The sequence below is a fragment of the Breznakibacter xylanolyticus genome (assembly GCF_003254275.1).
GTDB lineage: Bacteria > Bacteroidota > Bacteroidia > Bacteroidales > Marinilabiliaceae > Breznakibacter > Breznakibacter xylanolyticus.
In genome coordinates this window covers 97847-113503 of the sequence record NZ_QKZK01000008.1, presented here as the reverse complement: position 1 = coordinate 113503, position 15657 = coordinate 97847, and the positions used below count along the sequence as shown (strand labels likewise).

The window sequence follows — 15657 nt, the reverse complement described above, 5'->3', positions numbered from 1 at the left end:
CTTTTTTATTGTGCTTAATCAAATTGAAAGAAAGAAAAATTGACCTTTCCATAATCACGCACCTCCACAAATCCGGGAGCCATGGCAAAACTTTTTTTATCAGTGTGCTCAAAAATCAGCAAACCACCAGGCTTTAACACACCACTCTCATGCACCAACGCGGGCAATGAGTCAACTTCCTTCATATCGAAAGGGGGATCCGCAAAAACCAAGTCATATCCCGACAAGGATGCCCCTGCAGATTTTGCCAAAAACTTGAACACATCGGCTTTTAACGGGTGAATGACCTTTTTCAGCCCCAGCTCATCCACACACTTGCAAATGAATCGGTAATGATTAAAATTAAGCTCCACACAAGTGACATCGGTACAGCCACGCGATGCAAACTCATAAGAAATGCTTCCGGTTCCGCCAAACAAATCGAGCACCCGTATGGATTCAAAATCCATACGATTCGATAATACATTAAAAAGGTTCTCCTTGGCAAAATCGGTTGTCGGACGAGCCTTGAACGAGGGCGGAGGCGAAAAACGCCTTCCCTTTAAATCACCGCTAACTATACGCATAAAAAACTATTAAACAACAACAAATGACGCCCTAACGACACGGACAACAACGCATCGGCAACCTGAAAATGCGAAGGCAACACAGCCATTTTCACCGTTTTAAAATAACTCTTCAAGAGCAAAAAACGAGCAGCAAGCAAATCAATATCACCGGCCACAATCACATCGGTTTTGCCCGGTTGCAACTTCAACTGCTCAAACACGAAAAGAAGATAATATACCACTTCATTATCGTCGGAAAAAGAGAAACGATTGATCAATTTCAAATCGCGCTGTCCCATCACCAACACATCAAAAACGCCATGCCGAAAATACAGGTGCACAAAATGACGCTCCGGAGAAGAATAATCATCGAGCATGGTCGCCTCAAGCAACGGGGTCACATGATGTAACATACGCACATCGGGAAACAAGTCGCGAATCACACCATGCAACGTATCCGGAACCATGAAAAGATTGACAGCATCAACCATACGCATGGGATTTTCGAGAATATGCATGCCGGTTCTATCGACGGCATAGGTTCCGTCGATCAATTCACCGGCATTTTCGGGGCGATAGAGCGCATTGGGGACCAGCGCAATGGGATCGTTTTCAATCACAATTGTTTTTCGCTTAAATCCCAAAAGAAACAATGGCTCGTTACGCAACAACGCTATGGTTTGCTGCCAATGACCATCGATTTTTTTAAAACGCCCCTCCTTAAACAGGATAAACCGATTATAGATGGGGTCAAGCACACAAAAAGAAAATCCATCCGGAGCAATCCGGATGGATAGATAATATGATGACGACAACTGCGAATCGAAACTCTCGTCAACAACCGAAAATTGGTCCATTCACTATCTAATTATTCCCAGTTTCCGGCATTATTATTCGCATCTTCCAATGAGCCAACCTGCAAGCCCGGGAAACGTTCCAATTTAAAGGCAGCTGCATCAAGGTTTTTGACCTCTTGCTCATCGAGGCCATTGAGATACACTTTATTAGGCACTTTAGCTTCGAAAAGCTGTACCACCAACCCCGAAGCAGTGGTTTTTGCACCAACCCCCATTGTAAACTTCTCGCCATTGGTAAAGGGAACAAAGGCCAATGAATCGGGCACATATTTACCTTTCACCAAAGAGTCAATCACAGATACCATCACCGTATCACGCTTGATGATGCCAATTTTAAGGGCTTCCACTTCGGTCATCCCGGCAGCATACATACTGTCGGTCAAGCGGCCTTCCATGCGTACCAGCGGCAATTGAGCTGTTTTGACAAAAGAGATCAACGTATCAAAACTGGCAGTATATTTGCCATTCACCGAACGATAAGCCACCTGTGCATCGCGAATCTGCGTCAGGCGTTCAATCACTTTGGTACGACGCTCACCCATAGCTTTCTGAAAACGAATGGGCTGCTGAAGGCTTTCCCAAGTCCAGTATCCAAGAGCAAGAATGGCGATGGTCAATAAAATTTGCAATGCTGTTTTCATTATTTTTGAGTTTTGTTTATTTTATAAAACGAATGCACAAATTTAGAAAAAATTTCAAATGAACATTTTTCAACGGCTTATTTCTTAAAAATATGCTCGAACAACATATCGCGAAACTCATCGAAAACCACTTAGGGCATTCACCCACGCCATCACAACAGACGCTGATTGAAGGCATAGGGCGATTTATCATCACTCCCGACGAGGAAAAAACGCTGTTAGTGAAAGGTTTTGCCGGAACCGGTAAAACCTCGCTCACAAGCGCCTTGGTACGCACCCTCACCGACATGCAAATCCCCTGCGTGCTACTGGCTCCCACGGGTCGTGCCGCCAAAGTATTCAGCAGTTATGCCGGACAACCGGCCTTCACCATCCACAAAAAAATATACCGTCAACAATCGGGAGGAGGTAACTTCCAGCTCAACTGGAACAAACACAAAGACACACTTTTTTTAGTCGATGAAGCATCGATGATTGCCAATTCGAACAGCGAGACGTCGATGTTTGGCAGCGGCCGACTCCTCGACGACCTGTTTGAGTATGTTCATCAGGGCAATAACTGCAAATTGATGCTCATAGGCGATTCAGCGCAGTTGCCCCCGGTGGGCTGCACCGAAAGCCCGGCACTGGATGCACACAATCTTGAGTCACTGGGTTTTTCGCCCGATGCCTATTTTTTGAACGATGTGGTGCGTCAATCCGAAACAAGCGGCATCTTGCACAATGCCAATCGGCTACGCCAAGCCATGGACAACATCGAAAACGATGGCATCCTCCCCTTGTTTCAAACCCAAGGCTACCCCGATTTCATACGCCTGTCGGGAGCCGAACTCATCGAAACCCTCAACCAAAGCTACGACAAAACGGGGATGGACGAAACCATGGTCATTTGCCGGAGCAACAAACGCGCCAACATCTACAACAAGGGCATCCGCGCATCGGTGCTGTATCGCGAAGAAGAACTCACGCCGGGCGACTTGTTGATGGTGGTCAAAAACAACTACTTCTGGCTGGATGGCAGCCAGGAACTCGATTTCATTGCCAACGGCGACATCGTGGAAGTGGTTAAAATCAGGCGTCACGAAGAGCTTTACGGGCTGCGTTTCGTGAACGCTACGGTGCGTTTTATCGACCACGGTTATTTAGAAGCCGATGTCAAATTGGTCCTCGACACGCTCACCAGCGAAGGCCCCGGTCTCACTCAGGCCGAACAACAACGTTTTTACGAAGCCGTGATGGAAGATTATGCCGACGAGAAAAACAAGCGCAAAAAATGGGAGCTAATGCGAAAAAACCCACATTTCAACGCCCTCCAGGTGAAGTTTGCCTATGCCGTGACCTGCCACAAGGCACAAGGCGGGCAATGGAAAAACGTGTTCATCGACCAGGGCATGATTGCCGACGAAGACAAAGGCCTAGACTATTTAAGATGGCTCTACACGGCCATCACGCGAGCCACCGAAAGAGTTTACCTCATCAACTTCCCGGACAATCAATTTGAGTCTTGACAGGGAAAAATGCGCTGAATTACAAAAAAAATAAAGAACTGAGAAAATGTTTTTTTTCGACAAATGAAGCAAGTTGAATCCCGGCTTATTCCGGTGTTTTAGCCTTTCGCAGACATAAAAAAACCGGGTCAAAGCCCGGTTTTTTTTTATTTAGCAGCAATAAATTAAAGCCCCATATCCTTCATCATGGCCTCAATGCGTTCGTCGGCTTTTACGTTGGCCTCGTCCCACTGATTGCGATTGTTGATGGGATATTTCACCTCAAAGTAGAACTTGATTTTAGGTTCGGTACCCGATGGGCGAACCGAAATTTTTGAACCATCTTGGGTGAAGAACTGAAGAACATCGGAAGTCACTGGCAAATCAATGGCAGTGGCAGAACCTTTCGCCTGATCGATGGCCTTGAGCGACAAGTAATCTTTGATTAACGCCAGTTTTGACCCAGCCAAAGTGGCGGGAGGGTTCTCGCGCAATTTTTTCATAATTTGCTTAATCTCCTCGGCACCTTGTTGCCCTTTACGCACCACATATTTCATGCGCTCTTTTGAGAAGCCGTACTCCAAATAAATATCCTGCATGAGTTGGTAAAGCGAACGCCCGTTATCCTTTGCCCAAGCTGCAATTTCAGCCATCATGGTAATGGCACCCACGGCATCTTTGTCGCGCACATAGTCGCCGGGCAGAAAGCCATAGCTCTCTTCGCCACCACAAATATAGGTTTGCTTGCCTTCGAGCTGATGAATGATGTCAGCAATCCACTTAAAACCGGTGTACACATCGAAATACCCAACACCGTTTTTCACGGCAATTTCTTTCAAAATTTCAGAAGTCACGATGGTTTTCACGATAAACTCCTTACCCGTGATTTTACCGGTTTCCTTCCATTTTTTAATCATGTACCAGGTGAGCAGCACAGCTGTTTGATTGCCATTGATGAGCACAAATTCGCCTTTATCATCTTTCACGGCCACCCCCAAACGGTCAGCATCGGGATCTGAAGCCATCACAATGTCGGCATTTACTTGTTGAGCTTTTTTCACGGCCATCTCCATGGCTGCAGGCTCTTCGGGGTTGGGCGAAACGACAGTAGGAAAATCACCACTCACCACATCCTGCTCGGGAATGTTAATAATGTTCGTAAAGCCAATTTTGCGAAGTGCGGCAGGCACCAGTTTCACCCCGGTTCCGTGAATGGGGGTGTAAACAATTTTCAAGTCGTTTTGACGCTTAATCACCTCGGGGTCAAGCGAAATGCTTTTCACCTGATTGAGAAACTTTTCGTCCATTTCGGCGCCTAACACCTCGATTAAAGCCGGATTGCCTTTAAGTTTAATGTCATCCACCGAAGCAATCTTGTTCACTTCGTCGATGATATTGGTATCGTGAGGCGCGATAATTTGACCGCCATCATTCCAATATGCTTTGTAGCCGTTGTACTCTTTGGGATTGTGCGAAGCGGTGATAATCACCCCACTTTGGCATCCCAACTGACGAATGGCATACGAAATTTCGGGTGTAGGACGTAAATCGTCAAACATATATGCTTTGATGTCATTGGCTGAGAAAATGTCGGCCACGGTTTGGGCAAACAAACGGCTGTTATTACGACAATCGTGTCCAATCACCACCTTGATTTGAGGCAACGAGGCAAATTCTTTTTTTAAATAATTGGCCAATCCCTGCGTGGCGGCACCAACAGTATAAATATTCATGCGGTTAGAACCCACGCCCATGATGCCACGCAGTCCACCTGTTCCAAACTCCAGGTCACGGTAGAAAGCATCAATCAACTCGTTTTTATCCTCTTTGGCCATCAACAGGCGAATTTCCTCTTTGGTCGCAGCATCGTAGTTCCCATTGAGCCACTGTTGGGCTTTGGCATTCACGCCGTTCATTAACTCTTGATTCATATTTTGTGTGTTTGTGTTAGTTTACGATTTCATGTTGGCAATCCGAATCATATATTGCCCATATTCACTATTTTTCATGGGTTCGGCCAATTTAAGAATTTGCTCTTTATTAATCCACCCCTTGTTAAAAGCAATTTCTTCGAGACAGGCAATTTTCAATCCCTGACGGGTTTCGATGGTGGCAATGAAGTTAGATGCCTGCAACAGGCTTTGATGCGTGCCGGTATCGAGCCAGGCCATGCCACGCCCCAAAAACTTCATATTCAATCGACCTTCATCAAGATAAAGGCGGTTGAGATCGGTGATTTCGAGTTCACCGCGTTTAGATGGCTTCAAGGCCTTGGCTTTCGCCACCACATCGTTGGAATAATAATAAAGACCGGTCACCGCGTAATTCGATTTGGGCTGGGCGGGCTTCTCCTCAAGGCTGAGCACCTTACCCGACTCATCAAATTCGGCCACACCATAGCGATGCGGATCGTTCACCCAATAGCCGAACACCACAGCACCATCGGTGAATGAGGCTGCCTCTTGCAACACGCGGCTAAACTCATATCCATAAAAAATATTGTCTCCTAAAACCAGACATACACTGTCGTCACCAATAAACTGTTCACCAATGATAAACGCCTGAGCCAGACCATCGGGCGAGGGCTGCTCGGCATATTCAAGATGAATGCCCATGTGGTGACCATCGCCAAAAAGTTTGCGATACAAAGGCAAATCGTGCGGTGTACTAATAATGAGAATTTCACGGATGCCCGAAAGCATGAGCACCGACAACGGATAATAAATCATCGGCTTATCATACACCGGAATGATTTGTTTGGAGATGCTTTTGGTTGCCGGATAGAGGCGCGTGCCGGAACCTCCGGCCAAAATAATTCCTTTCATATGTTTAGTATCAAGATTGAAGTATCAAGTATCAAGACGGTGGAAGTGCTCAACTTCACTATTCGTGATCATAAAAATGCTCATTGCCCTTTTTTCAACAAATCATCAAAATAGGCAATGGTTTTGATGAGGCCTTCGCGCAATTGCACCTTGGGCTCCCAGCCATTGAGCTCAGCTTTGGCCAACGAAATGTCGGGTTGACGCTGTGTGGGGTCATCGGCTGGCAAGGGCAAATGAATAATTTTAGATGCCGAACCGGTAAGGTCGATGACCTGTTGAGCCAGCTCAATCATTGAGAACTCATGTGGATTGCCAATATTCACCGGGCCGATGAACCCCTCCCGCGAAGCCATCATGCGCATCATCCCTTCCACCAGGTCATCGACATACTGGAAGCTGCGCGTTTGCTTGCCATCGCCATAAATGGTAATATTTTCACCTTTGAGTGCCTGAACGATGAAATTGGAAACCACCCTCCCATCATTGGGATTCATGCGAGGGCCATAAGTATTGAAGATGCGGATGATTTTGATTTTCACCCCATTTTGAGAGTGATAATTCATAAACAAGCTCTCAGCACACCGTTTGCCTTCATCGTAACACGAGCGGATGCCAATGGGGTTAACGTTACCCCAGTAGCTCTCGGGCTGGGGATGCACCAACGGATCGCCATACACTTCGCTGGTGGAAGCCTGTAATATCCTTGCTTTCACCCGCTTGGCCAACCCAAGCGTATTGATAGCACCCATCACCGACGTTTTGATGGTTTTGATCGAGTTATACTGATAGTGCACCGGCGAAGCAGGGCAAGCCAGATTATAAATCTCGTCCACCTCGGCAAAAAAAGGATGCGTCACATCGTGTCGAACCAGTTCAAAATAAGGGCTATCAAGCAAGTGCACGATGTTGGCTTTGCTGCCGGTAAAATAGTTGTCAAGACAAACCACGTCATTGCCCTCGGCAATCAAACGGTCGCACAGGTGCGACCCGATAAAACCGGCCCCCCCGGTCACTAACACTCTATTCATTCAAGTCTGGTTATTAAAATTCAATAAAAAATCTCTTTTAGTCCCTCAAGCGAGGGTCTAAAAGAGAAATATCATAAAGTAAGCCCCATCAATCCTCTTTAACATTGGTTCGACCGATTCCGTAATAATCGAACCCATTTTCGGTCATTTCGGCCATGTCGTAAATGTTTCGTCCATCGAACACCACCTTATTTTTGAGCAGTTTCTCAAGAATTTTGTAATTAAGTATTCGGAACTCAGGCCATTCGGTAATGAGAACGAGCGCATCGGCATCAATGAGTACATCGTAGGGATCCTTGCCGTACTCGATGGTATTGCCAAACACCTTTTGTGCCTCATGCATGGCCACAGGGTCATACACCTTCACCTTGGCACCGGCCTTGATGAGTTTTTTGATGATAACCACCGAAGGCGCCTCGCGCATGTCGTCGGTATGTGGTTTAAAGGATAAACCCCACACGGCAAACGTCTTGCCCTCGAGATGGTTTTTGAAGTGCTGTGAAATTTTTTTGACGAGAATTTTCTTTTGATCCTCGTTGATGTTGTCAACCGCCTCGAGCAGTCGCAAGCGATAACCGTACGATTCAGCCGTTTTAATGATGGCTTTCACGTCCTTTGGGAAACAAGAACCGCCATAACCGGCACCGGCGTAAATAAATTTATTACCAATTCGGGCATCAGAACCAATCCCCTGACGCACCATCGAAATGTCAGCCCCCACCAGTTCGCAAAGGTTGGCAATGTCGTTGATGAAGCTGATTTTCGTGGCCAGCATGGCGTTGGCGGCATATTTGGTCATCTCGGCCGAAGGCACATCCATAAACAAAATAGGATGTCCATTGAGGGTAAACGGTTTATAGAGTTTGCTAAGCACCTTTTGAGCCTGCTCGGTTTCAGTACCCACCACAATACGATCGGGCTTCATAAAGTCGTCGATGGCATTGCCTTCTTTAAGGAACTCAGGGTTAGAAGCCACATCAAAATCAAGTTCCACACCACGTTTCTGAAGTTCGTCCTGAATGGCCGCTTTCACTTTCACGGCCGTACCAATGGGCACCGTGCTTTTGGTCACCACCACCAGGTAGTTGGTCATGAAACGCCCCACCTGCCTGGCCACTTCGAGCACATGACGCAAGTCGGCACTGCCATCTTCACCGGGAGGTGTGCCCACGGCGATGAAAACCAGCTCGGATTGTTCGATGCTTTCGCGCACATTGGTGGTAAAATGCAAACGCCCTTTTTCAACATTTTGAAGCACCAGTTGGTCGAGTCCCGGCTCATAAATGGGAATGATCCCTGATTTGAGTTTGGAGATTTTTGTTTCGTCAATATCCACACAAGTGACATTGATGCCTGTTTCGGCAAAACAGGTTCCTGTTACCAAGCCCACATAGCCGGTTCCTACTACTGCGATTTTCATCTGTTTATAAAAGTATTAAGACATGAGTATCAAAACGCAAGACGATGAATTTTCTATCTCCTGTGTGTCTAACAATATCGTCACGGCTCGTTTCAACTGTTTATTAAAGCATTAAGACAACACCAAGACACAAGATTCGATATCACAACAACTTCCAGCTCCTTTCATGGGGGAAAAATGGAATCGCATCAGTTCAATCATCTAAGCAAGACCAAAATTAGAAAAATTAAGTCATCCACCCCAAGCGCACAAAAAAATATCGAAGCATTGCCGGCAATAAAGTGCCAACCATGCTTCGATATCGAAAACAAACTCAGAAAAACTTATCGGGTTCCGACAGGCTTAACGCCTTCGGTGGTCATCACCACGCGCTTAAGGGAACCATCCTTGTTATAATACAAATAATCGATGCAAACCGAGCGGCGGAAACTGCCCCCCTCAGTGGGAATGCTTCCATTGTGGTAGATGAAATACCATTTTCCTTTATATTCGAGGATAGCCTGATGATTTGTATTACTATTTCCGGCCACTTCGTTGAGGATGCCTTTGTACTCCCAGGGACCATGAATGCTTCGGCTCATGGCGTAGGCAATTTTTTCGGGGAACTGATAAGCATACGACAAGTAATACCATCCCTTGTGCTTGTGAATCCATGGCGCCTCGGTAAAGAAAGGCAAATCAACAGTTTGAATATCACCCTCCATCTCAAGCATATTCTCCTTTAATTTGACGTATTTACAACGCTGATTGCCCCAAAAGAGATAGGCTTGACCGTCATCATCAACCATCACCGACGGGTCAATGTCGTCCCACGAAATGGGTACATGGGTGGTCATATCGTTGGTGATAAGCGCCTTACCCAACGCATCTTTCCAAGGCCCTCGGGGATGGTCGGCCACAGCCACGCCAATAGCCTTGCCATGTATGTCCTTATGAGTGACAGTAACATACCAGTAGAATTTCCCGTTTCGCTCAATGGCCTGAGCAGCCCAGGCATCACCCTGTGCCCAATCAAATATTTTCACTGGCACAGCGGCTTCTTCCTTCCAATTGACCATGTCGGTAGATGAATAGATGAGCCATTCGTGCATCTCGTAGAAATTGCCTTGAGGCTTGCACTCGTCGTGACCGGCAAACAGCCACACCGTGTCGCGATAGACCAATGCAGCGGGGTCGGCTGTATATTTTTCGGTGATGACAGGGTTACCGGCTTTGTGCGGATCGACAACCGGATGACTTTTCTTGTTCTTTTGAGCTTGCATGCCCACAACAGACATCGCAAACAGAGTCAACACCATGGATGACTTTGCCAGTACCAACAGGTTAAAACACTGTTTCATAATAAAATTGCAATTACTTGATTACACAAATGATCTCACTATGCAAATATCCCTTAAAAGGCGTTGAAAAAAGTGGATAAACGTTGACAAATGGGTGACGAATCAGTAATGAAGAGCACAATGCAACGGGATCAATGATTTCGTCTACAAGGCATGTCATAATTTCACAAATTCCACACGTCGGTTTTGGGCTTTCGCGGAAGGTGTTTGCCCGGACACTAGCGGCTGGCTTTCGCCTTTGCCATCGGTTTGGAGGCGATCGGCTGTCACACCATAATTTTTGCAAAGTTCGTTTTTAACAGCGAGGGCGCGTCGTTTGGAGAGGTCGAGATTGCTGCTTTCAGAGCCGTCACTATCGGTATGCCCGACAATGCGAACCGAAACCCCGAGGTTTTCGTTGAGAACCTTGGCAATATCGGCCAGCGCGCCATTCGATTCAGGTTTCACACGGTCGCTATTGACATCGAAATAGATGCCGTACGACACCAATTTACCTTCGGTCAACAGTTTGCTTCGGGTATCAGGCGCGGCAGAAGTGAGTCGGATGTTTGACAAAAAATGGAAGCCGGCCTGCGACCATAACGAGAACCGCAAACGATTATATTTCAGGTTATCGTACAATGCCGTAGGCAAATCAACAGCTTTCATCCCCTGATGATAGATTCGCAAACGACGCTTTTGCACCCAAATGATCACATGATTGGAACGATTGAGAACCAAAGGAGCTAACTCACTCCGTGCGTTGGTTGATTTACCGGGTTCGTCAAGGTATCCCATCACATTCCAGTGGTCAGTGGCACACTCTACATGCAGGCCACCTGCGCCGGGATAAAGATCATCGTTGAGAAAATCGTCAGGACTGCTATACAACGACAAGTTGAAGCCGGCATAATCACCGCCATCCTCCCCGGAAGTGGGAACAATATCAAACTCGAGAATAAAATTAGCGGGGAGTGTTAAATCATTCATCAGGCAATAAACATTGTCACGCGAATTCATGTAAAGCCAATTGCCGGACAAGGATTGCAGCAATCGCACTTCTCCGCCGCCATTGGTAGTCCACAGAGCCGGGAAATCGCCAATGGCATCTTGTGAAAAATCCTCAAAAAAAAGAAGTTGATCACCCGGCACAAAATCGTATTTGGTAAAAGAGACGATTTTTTCGGCAGAAGCTGAACGCGGTTCAGCACTCACCTCAGCAGCATCGGGTTCATCGGCAGGCTCAGAATCGTTCGGTTCCGACTTGTCGCGGGCGGCGTCTTTGGCCTCGTCTTCCACAGCATCCAGCCCGGAATCAATGCCTTGATCGACCCGCTCTTCGGCACGATTCATGATTTTCTCCTTCAACTTACCTTTGATATCAAACTGAGCCCAGACACACCAGGGCATCATACAAATCATCAGGACAAACAGGGTTTTCATAAGCGATAATTAAATTAACAAATTAAACCAGTGATTATCAAACACCAATGCCAAACAATTTACAACATTATCGCATTGCTTGATGAAAAAAATTTGACAAACAGAAGATCACGGCAAACAAGAAAAAACGACCTGTTGTGAAGAATTTCAAAATGGGTAACTTTGGGCTGATAAGCCTGCATTTATAACACATGAACATCACCATTATAGGAACCGGCAACGTGGCCACACGTTTGGGAGTGGCGCTCAAAGCAGCCAATCACACCATTGTTCAAATCATTGGACGCAACGCGCAAACAGGACATGACTTGGCACAACAGCTAAACTGCCGATTTGATGATTCGACACAAAAAGTGGATCCCAACGCAGAACTGATTATCATCGCGGTCAGCGACAACGCGTTAGAAAACATCATTGCCGAATTACCTGTCACGACTGCTTTGGTGACGCACACTGCCGGCAGCATGCCCATGTCACTATTACAATGCTTTAACAACCACGGTGTCATCTACCCCTTTCAAACTCTGAGCCGTCAAAAAGAGATTGACATGACACAAGTGCCCCTACTAATTGAAGGCAACACCCCCACGACCACGGATCAATTGGGCAAACTGGCAAAAACTATCTCAAATCGGGTGACAATGGTCACCAGTGAACAGCGCCAGCAACTCCATTTGGCGGCTGTGTTTGCCTGTAACTTCACCAATCACCTGTACGCCATCGCCCATAGACTGCTGACCGAAAAAGGGCTTGATTTTGCCCTAATCAGACCACTGATAGAAGAAACTGCAGCAAAAATATGGACACTGCCCCCACACGAAGCCCAGACAGGACCTGCGGTGCGGCACGATGATAAGGTAATGGAAAAGCACCTGAAAACACTGGCAACTGCTCCTGATTTACAAACCCTTTACCGTCAACTATCGGCACACATCATGGCGAGCCATCAAAAAAAGTAAAAAAATGATGTACAACATACACATTAAAAAGACGATATGTCGGGGAAATCCCTAATTTCGCCATTCATGCCCTCGGGCAACCCAAAGAACCGTACAAAACAGACCAATTGAAATAACAAACAGAGACACAAAGGTATGAGCAATTTCAAAGAAGATTTGATGAAGGTAAAAGCCTTCGCATTTGACGTAGACGGGGTGCTTTCATCGCAAATTGTGCCCATGCACCCATCGGGCGAACCCATGAGGACGGCCAATATTAAAGACGGGTTTGTGATTCAGTTGGCCGTAAAACTGGGATATCAAATTGCCATCATCACAGGAGGAAACACCGAAGCGGTTCGCAAGCGCTACCTCAACCTGGGTGTGCAGGACGTATACACCGGGGTGCAGGACAAGCTCCCCGTGTTTGAGCGCTGGCTCATTAAGCATGGCCTATCGGCCGAAAACGTGCTTTACATGGGCGATGACCTTCCTGATTATCCCATCATGAACAGCATTGGCATCCCCGTTTGCCCCAACGATGCCGTGGAAGAAATAAAAGGTCTGTGCAAGTACATCTCGCACCGCAACGGAGGCGAAGGATGCGTGCGCGACGTGATGGAACAAGTGCTTCGCGCCCATGGGAAATGGGGTAAGGACTACACCTGGTAATCATCACAACAATACGCACAGGTTGGTGGAAAAAGCAGAACGCGAACCACCGCCTGATTTTTTTAAATATGAAGCTGCACCGAATAATTGCAGCACACAAACCCCAACAAAATGGCCTGGCTCCGACTGGTACGCTACAAGAATCTCATCATCATTGTGTTGTTGCAATATTTGCTCCGATACCAATTGATATTGCCCATTTTGGAGTATTACGACGTGATGCCGGCCTTGTCGCACTTACGGTTTGCCCTATTGGTGCTGGCCACCGTTTGTCTGGCCGCATCAGGATATGCCATCAACGATTATTTCGACATTCAGACCGACTTAATTAACCGCCCAAAGAAAGTACTGGTCGGGCGCACCATTGATCGCCGCAAGGCACTGTTGCTGCACCTGATTTTGACATTTATCGGTGTATTCACAGGATTCTTTTTGGCTTATGTGACGCGTAAAGAGATTTACGTGGTGATGTTTCTACTGATTCCGGCCTTGCTGTGGTACTACTCCACCACGTTCAAGAAACAATTTTTGGTGGGTAACCTGCTCATCTCCATACTGACGGCGCTGGTGGCCTGGGTGGTGGTGTCGGTAGAGTTTGCCGCCATGGGACGTCAAATGGGCGAAGCCATCATTCAATCGGCTGCCTGCTCCACGGCCTGGTTTTGGACCACTGGCTTTGCGTTTTTCGCGTTTCTAAGTAACCTGATGCGCGAAATGATAAAGGACATGGAAGATGTGAAAGGCGATACTGCCAACGGATGCAACACACTCCCCATCGCTCTGGGTGTGAGATACACCAAGGCATTGGTGATGATGCTGGCTATGTTTTCGGTGGCTGTGCTGTGGCTGGTGTTTGCATCGGTTCCACAGCTTCGCCAAAGCGCCCTGACGGCTGTCTATTTTTCGGTGGCCATCACCCTGCCGTATCTGTTTTTGATGTGGCAAATTCGCAAGGCACGCCAGCCACATCAATTCCACATGGCCTCAACGGCATCAAAGATTATCATGCTCACAGGCATTCTCTACATCGTGATTGCCGGCATGTTTTTTCAATAAGGACAACGATTGGGGTAAGCTAAGTGGAAATTGCTGTCCCTTCTCCCATCCCCACCCCCCAACAAGTAACACGCTCAAAAAAATGAACCATTTACTGCCCAACCTGGCCGGATATGACATTCTATTGGCCTCGCAATCACCACGCCGACAGGAATTACTGGGCGGACTGGGCATCCCCTTCACCGTTTACGTCAAAGAGGGAATTAAAGAAACCCTTCCGCCTCACATCGGCGCACATCAGGCAGCCGAATACCTGGCTCACCACAAATCGGAGTCGTATGCCACCGAACTTTCCAACGGGCACACCATTGTGATTACAGCCGACACCATTGTGGTGGTTGATGATCAGATACTGGGCAAGCCGGCCGATGCTGCGGAAGCCCTCCGGATGCTGCGTCTACTATCGGGGCGCCAGCACGAGGTTCTCACGGGCGTGGCCATTAAAAGCGCCAACAAAACGGTGTCGTTCACCGCTTCCACAAAGGTGTGGTTTAAAACACTGAGCGATGCTGAAATTGACTTTTACATTGCCCAATATGCACCATACGACAAGGCAGGAGCCTACGGCATTCAGGAATGGATTGGCTATGTGGGCATCGAAAAAATTGATGGATCATACTTTAACGTGATGGGATTGCCGGTGCAGCGATTGTATGCGGAATTGGGGAAGTTTTAGAGAAAAAAATGGAGTAAAAAAACGTCGCTAAAAACAGGGGTAAACACCGAAATTTCAAAAAACAGAGAGTTTCCGTATATTTGGTTTCACGCCATGAAAACCAAAAAAATGAAACAGTTACTTATCCTCCCATTCCTTCTTTTAGCCACGGTATGGCTCGCTGCACAAACCCCCGTTGCCCTCAACACCCCCAACAAAACGCGCGGCCTGACCGTGATGCAGGCGCTCGAGAAACGGGCATCGGCCACAGCCTTCAGCGACAAGGCATTATCGCAACAAGACCTTTCGGACTTGCTGTGGGCGGCCAATGGCATCAACCGCCCCAGCGAAGGCAAACGCACTGCCCCATCGGCCATTAACGCACAAGACATTGACCTGTACGTACTAACAACAGAGGGAGCCTATCGCTACGATGCATTAAAACATCAACTCATCCCCATTGTCAAGAACGACCTGAGAGCTGCTGCCGCCGATCGCCAGACCAAGTTTGCCAACGCGCCGGTATTCATTGTGCTGGTGTCGGATATTTCACGCTTCAAAAGCGGCGACGAGGCCAAAAAAATGACCTGGGCGGCGATGGATGCCGGCATCGTGTCGCAAAACATCTCACTTTTTTGTGCCGGAATCGGTCTACAAACGCGAGTGCGCGCCTCGATGAACATTGAAACGCTTCGCACCAACCTTCAACTCAGCCCTTCGCAACATTTGCTTCTGAATATGCCCGTGGGGCATTAACCAACCATCAGC

15 protein-coding genes are annotated in these 15657 nt (G+C 47.3%); 6 read left to right on the top strand and 9 right to left on the bottom strand.

Annotated features, from left to right (window positions below):
* Window positions 1-14 precede the first annotated feature (14 nt).
* Genes LX69_RS06530 through LX69_RS06520 form a run of 3 tightly spaced genes read right to left on the bottom strand, consistent with a single transcriptional unit; the run spans window position 15 to window position 2046 of the window.
* Window positions 15-566: an RsmD family RNA methyltransferase gene (locus LX69_RS06530; RefSeq protein ID WP_111445028.1), complete on the bottom strand. Its 552-nt coding sequence runs from the start codon at window positions 564-566 to the stop codon at window positions 15-17.
* Entirely contained in the window at window positions 557-1405 is an 849-nt protein-coding gene (locus LX69_RS06525; RefSeq protein ID WP_111445027.1) for a DUF3822 family protein, read from the bottom strand. The genes LX69_RS06530 and LX69_RS06525 overlap by 10 nt, the downstream gene beginning before the upstream one ends.
* A gap of 11 nt (window positions 1406-1416) precedes the next feature.
* Entirely contained in the window at window positions 1417-2046 is a 630-nt protein-coding gene (locus LX69_RS06520; protein WP_111445026.1) for a hypothetical protein, read from the bottom strand.
* Window positions 2047-2138: 92 nt separating this feature from the next.
* On the opposite strand from LX69_RS06520, the gene LX69_RS06515 reads away from it, so the two are divergent.
* Window positions 2139-3554, top strand: coding sequence for an ATP-dependent DNA helicase (locus LX69_RS06515; RefSeq protein WP_111445025.1), 1416 nt, complete (start codon window positions 2139-2141; stop codon window positions 3552-3554).
* A gap of 164 nt (window positions 3555-3718) precedes the next feature.
* Here LX69_RS06515 and LX69_RS06510 read toward each other — a convergent pair whose 3' ends face one another.
* The 6 genes from LX69_RS06510 to LX69_RS06485 all read right to left on the bottom strand — a co-directional run bounded on the left by LX69_RS06510 (window position 3719) and on the right by LX69_RS06485 (window position 11568).
* Complete coding sequence (locus LX69_RS06510; RefSeq protein ID WP_111445024.1) at window positions 3719-5464, bottom strand: phospho-sugar mutase; 1746 nt, start codon at window positions 5462-5464, stop codon at window positions 3719-3721.
* Between the two features lie 21 nt (window positions 5465-5485).
* Entirely contained in the window at window positions 5486-6358 is an 873-nt protein-coding gene (gene rfbA / locus LX69_RS06505; protein ID WP_111445023.1) for a glucose-1-phosphate thymidylyltransferase RfbA, read from the bottom strand.
* 80 nt (window positions 6359-6438) lie between these two features.
* A complete protein-coding gene (locus LX69_RS06500; RefSeq protein WP_111445022.1) occupies window positions 6439-7386 on the bottom strand; it encodes a UDP-glucuronic acid decarboxylase family protein in 948 nt (315 codons plus the stop codon).
* Window positions 7387-7474: 88 nt separating this feature from the next.
* Window positions 7475-8806 carry a UDP-glucose dehydrogenase family protein gene (locus LX69_RS06495; protein WP_111445021.1) on the bottom strand — a complete coding sequence of 444 codons (1332 nt, stop codon included), beginning with the start codon at window positions 8804-8806 and terminating at the stop codon, window positions 7475-7477.
* Between the two features lie 323 nt (window positions 8807-9129).
* The gene (locus LX69_RS06490) at window positions 9130-10146 is read right to left on the bottom strand and encodes a glycoside hydrolase family 43 protein (RefSeq protein ID WP_245934950.1); all 1017 of its coding nucleotides are present in this window, start codon (window positions 10144-10146) and stop codon (window positions 9130-9132) included.
* A gap of 156 nt (window positions 10147-10302) precedes the next feature.
* Window positions 10303-11568, bottom strand: coding sequence for an OmpA family protein (locus tag LX69_RS06485; RefSeq protein ID WP_111445020.1), 1266 nt, complete (start codon window positions 11566-11568; stop codon window positions 10303-10305).
* Window positions 11569-11759: 191 nt separating this feature from the next.
* Between LX69_RS06485 and LX69_RS06480 the strand changes: the two genes are divergently transcribed.
* From LX69_RS06480 to LX69_RS06460, 5 genes are all read left to right on the top strand, one after another.
* Window positions 11760-12527 (top strand): Rossmann-like and DUF2520 domain-containing protein, encoded by a 768-nt coding sequence (locus LX69_RS06480; RefSeq protein ID WP_111445019.1) that lies wholly within the window; start codon window positions 11760-11762, stop codon window positions 12525-12527.
* Between the two features lie 135 nt (window positions 12528-12662).
* Window positions 12663-13178 (top strand): KdsC family phosphatase, encoded by a 516-nt coding sequence (locus tag LX69_RS06475; RefSeq protein WP_111445018.1) that lies wholly within the window; start codon window positions 12663-12665, stop codon window positions 13176-13178.
* 111 nt (window positions 13179-13289) lie between these two features.
* The gene (locus LX69_RS06470; protein WP_111445075.1) at window positions 13290-14234 is read left to right on the top strand and encodes a geranylgeranylglycerol-phosphate geranylgeranyltransferase; all 945 of its coding nucleotides are present in this window, start codon (window positions 13290-13292) and stop codon (window positions 14232-14234) included.
* Between the two features lie 82 nt (window positions 14235-14316).
* Entirely contained in the window at window positions 14317-14910 is a 594-nt protein-coding gene (locus LX69_RS06465) for a Maf family nucleotide pyrophosphatase (RefSeq protein WP_111445017.1), read from the top strand.
* 108 nt (window positions 14911-15018) lie between these two features.
* Window positions 15019-15645, top strand: coding sequence for a SagB/ThcOx family dehydrogenase (locus LX69_RS06460; RefSeq protein WP_111445074.1), 627 nt, complete (start codon window positions 15019-15021; stop codon window positions 15643-15645).
* Window positions 15646-15657 lie beyond the last annotated feature (12 nt).

Bases quoted from the DNA above. Each gene is read 5' to 3' on its own strand.
- LX69_RS06530 (WP_111445028.1), bottom strand. From the start codon at position 566: ATGCGTATAGTTAGCGGTGATTTAAAGGGAAGGCGTTTTTCGCCTCCG.
- LX69_RS06525 (WP_111445027.1), bottom strand. From the start codon at position 1,405: ATGGACCAATTTTCGGTTGTTGACGAGAGTTTCGATTCGCAGTTGTCG.
- LX69_RS06520 (WP_111445026.1), bottom strand. From the start codon at position 2,046: ATGAAAACAGCATTGCAAATTTTATTGACCATCGCCATTCTTGCTCTT.
- LX69_RS06515 (WP_111445025.1), top strand. From the start codon at position 2,139: ATGCTCGAACAACATATCGCGAAACTCATCGAAAACCACTTAGGGCAT.
- LX69_RS06510 (WP_111445024.1), bottom strand. From the start codon at position 5,464: ATGAATCAAGAGTTAATGAACGGCGTGAATGCCAAAGCCCAACAGTGG.
- rfbA (WP_111445023.1), bottom strand. From the start codon at position 6,358: ATGAAAGGAATTATTTTGGCCGGAGGTTCCGGCACGCGCCTCTATCCG.
- LX69_RS06500 (WP_111445022.1), bottom strand. From the start codon at position 7,386: ATGAATAGAGTGTTAGTGACCGGGGGGGCCGGTTTTATCGGGTCGCAC.
- LX69_RS06495 (WP_111445021.1), bottom strand. From the start codon at position 8,806: ATGAAAATCGCAGTAGTAGGAACCGGCTATGTGGGCTTGGTAACAGGA.
- LX69_RS06490 (WP_245934950.1), bottom strand. From the start codon at position 10,146: ATGAAACAGTGTTTTAACCTGTTGGTACTGGCAAAGTCATCCATGGTG.
- LX69_RS06485 (WP_111445020.1), bottom strand. From the start codon at position 11,568: ATGAAAACCCTGTTTGTCCTGATGATTTGTATGATGCCCTGGTGTGTC.
- LX69_RS06480 (WP_111445019.1), top strand. From the start codon at position 11,760: ATGAACATCACCATTATAGGAACCGGCAACGTGGCCACACGTTTGGGA.
- LX69_RS06475 (WP_111445018.1), top strand. From the start codon at position 12,663: ATGAGCAATTTCAAAGAAGATTTGATGAAGGTAAAAGCCTTCGCATTT.
- LX69_RS06470 (WP_111445075.1), top strand. From the start codon at position 13,290: ATGGCCTGGCTCCGACTGGTACGCTACAAGAATCTCATCATCATTGTG.
- LX69_RS06465 (WP_111445017.1), top strand. From the start codon at position 14,317: ATGAACCATTTACTGCCCAACCTGGCCGGATATGACATTCTATTGGCC.
- LX69_RS06460 (WP_111445074.1), top strand. From the start codon at position 15,019: ATGAAACAGTTACTTATCCTCCCATTCCTTCTTTTAGCCACGGTATGG.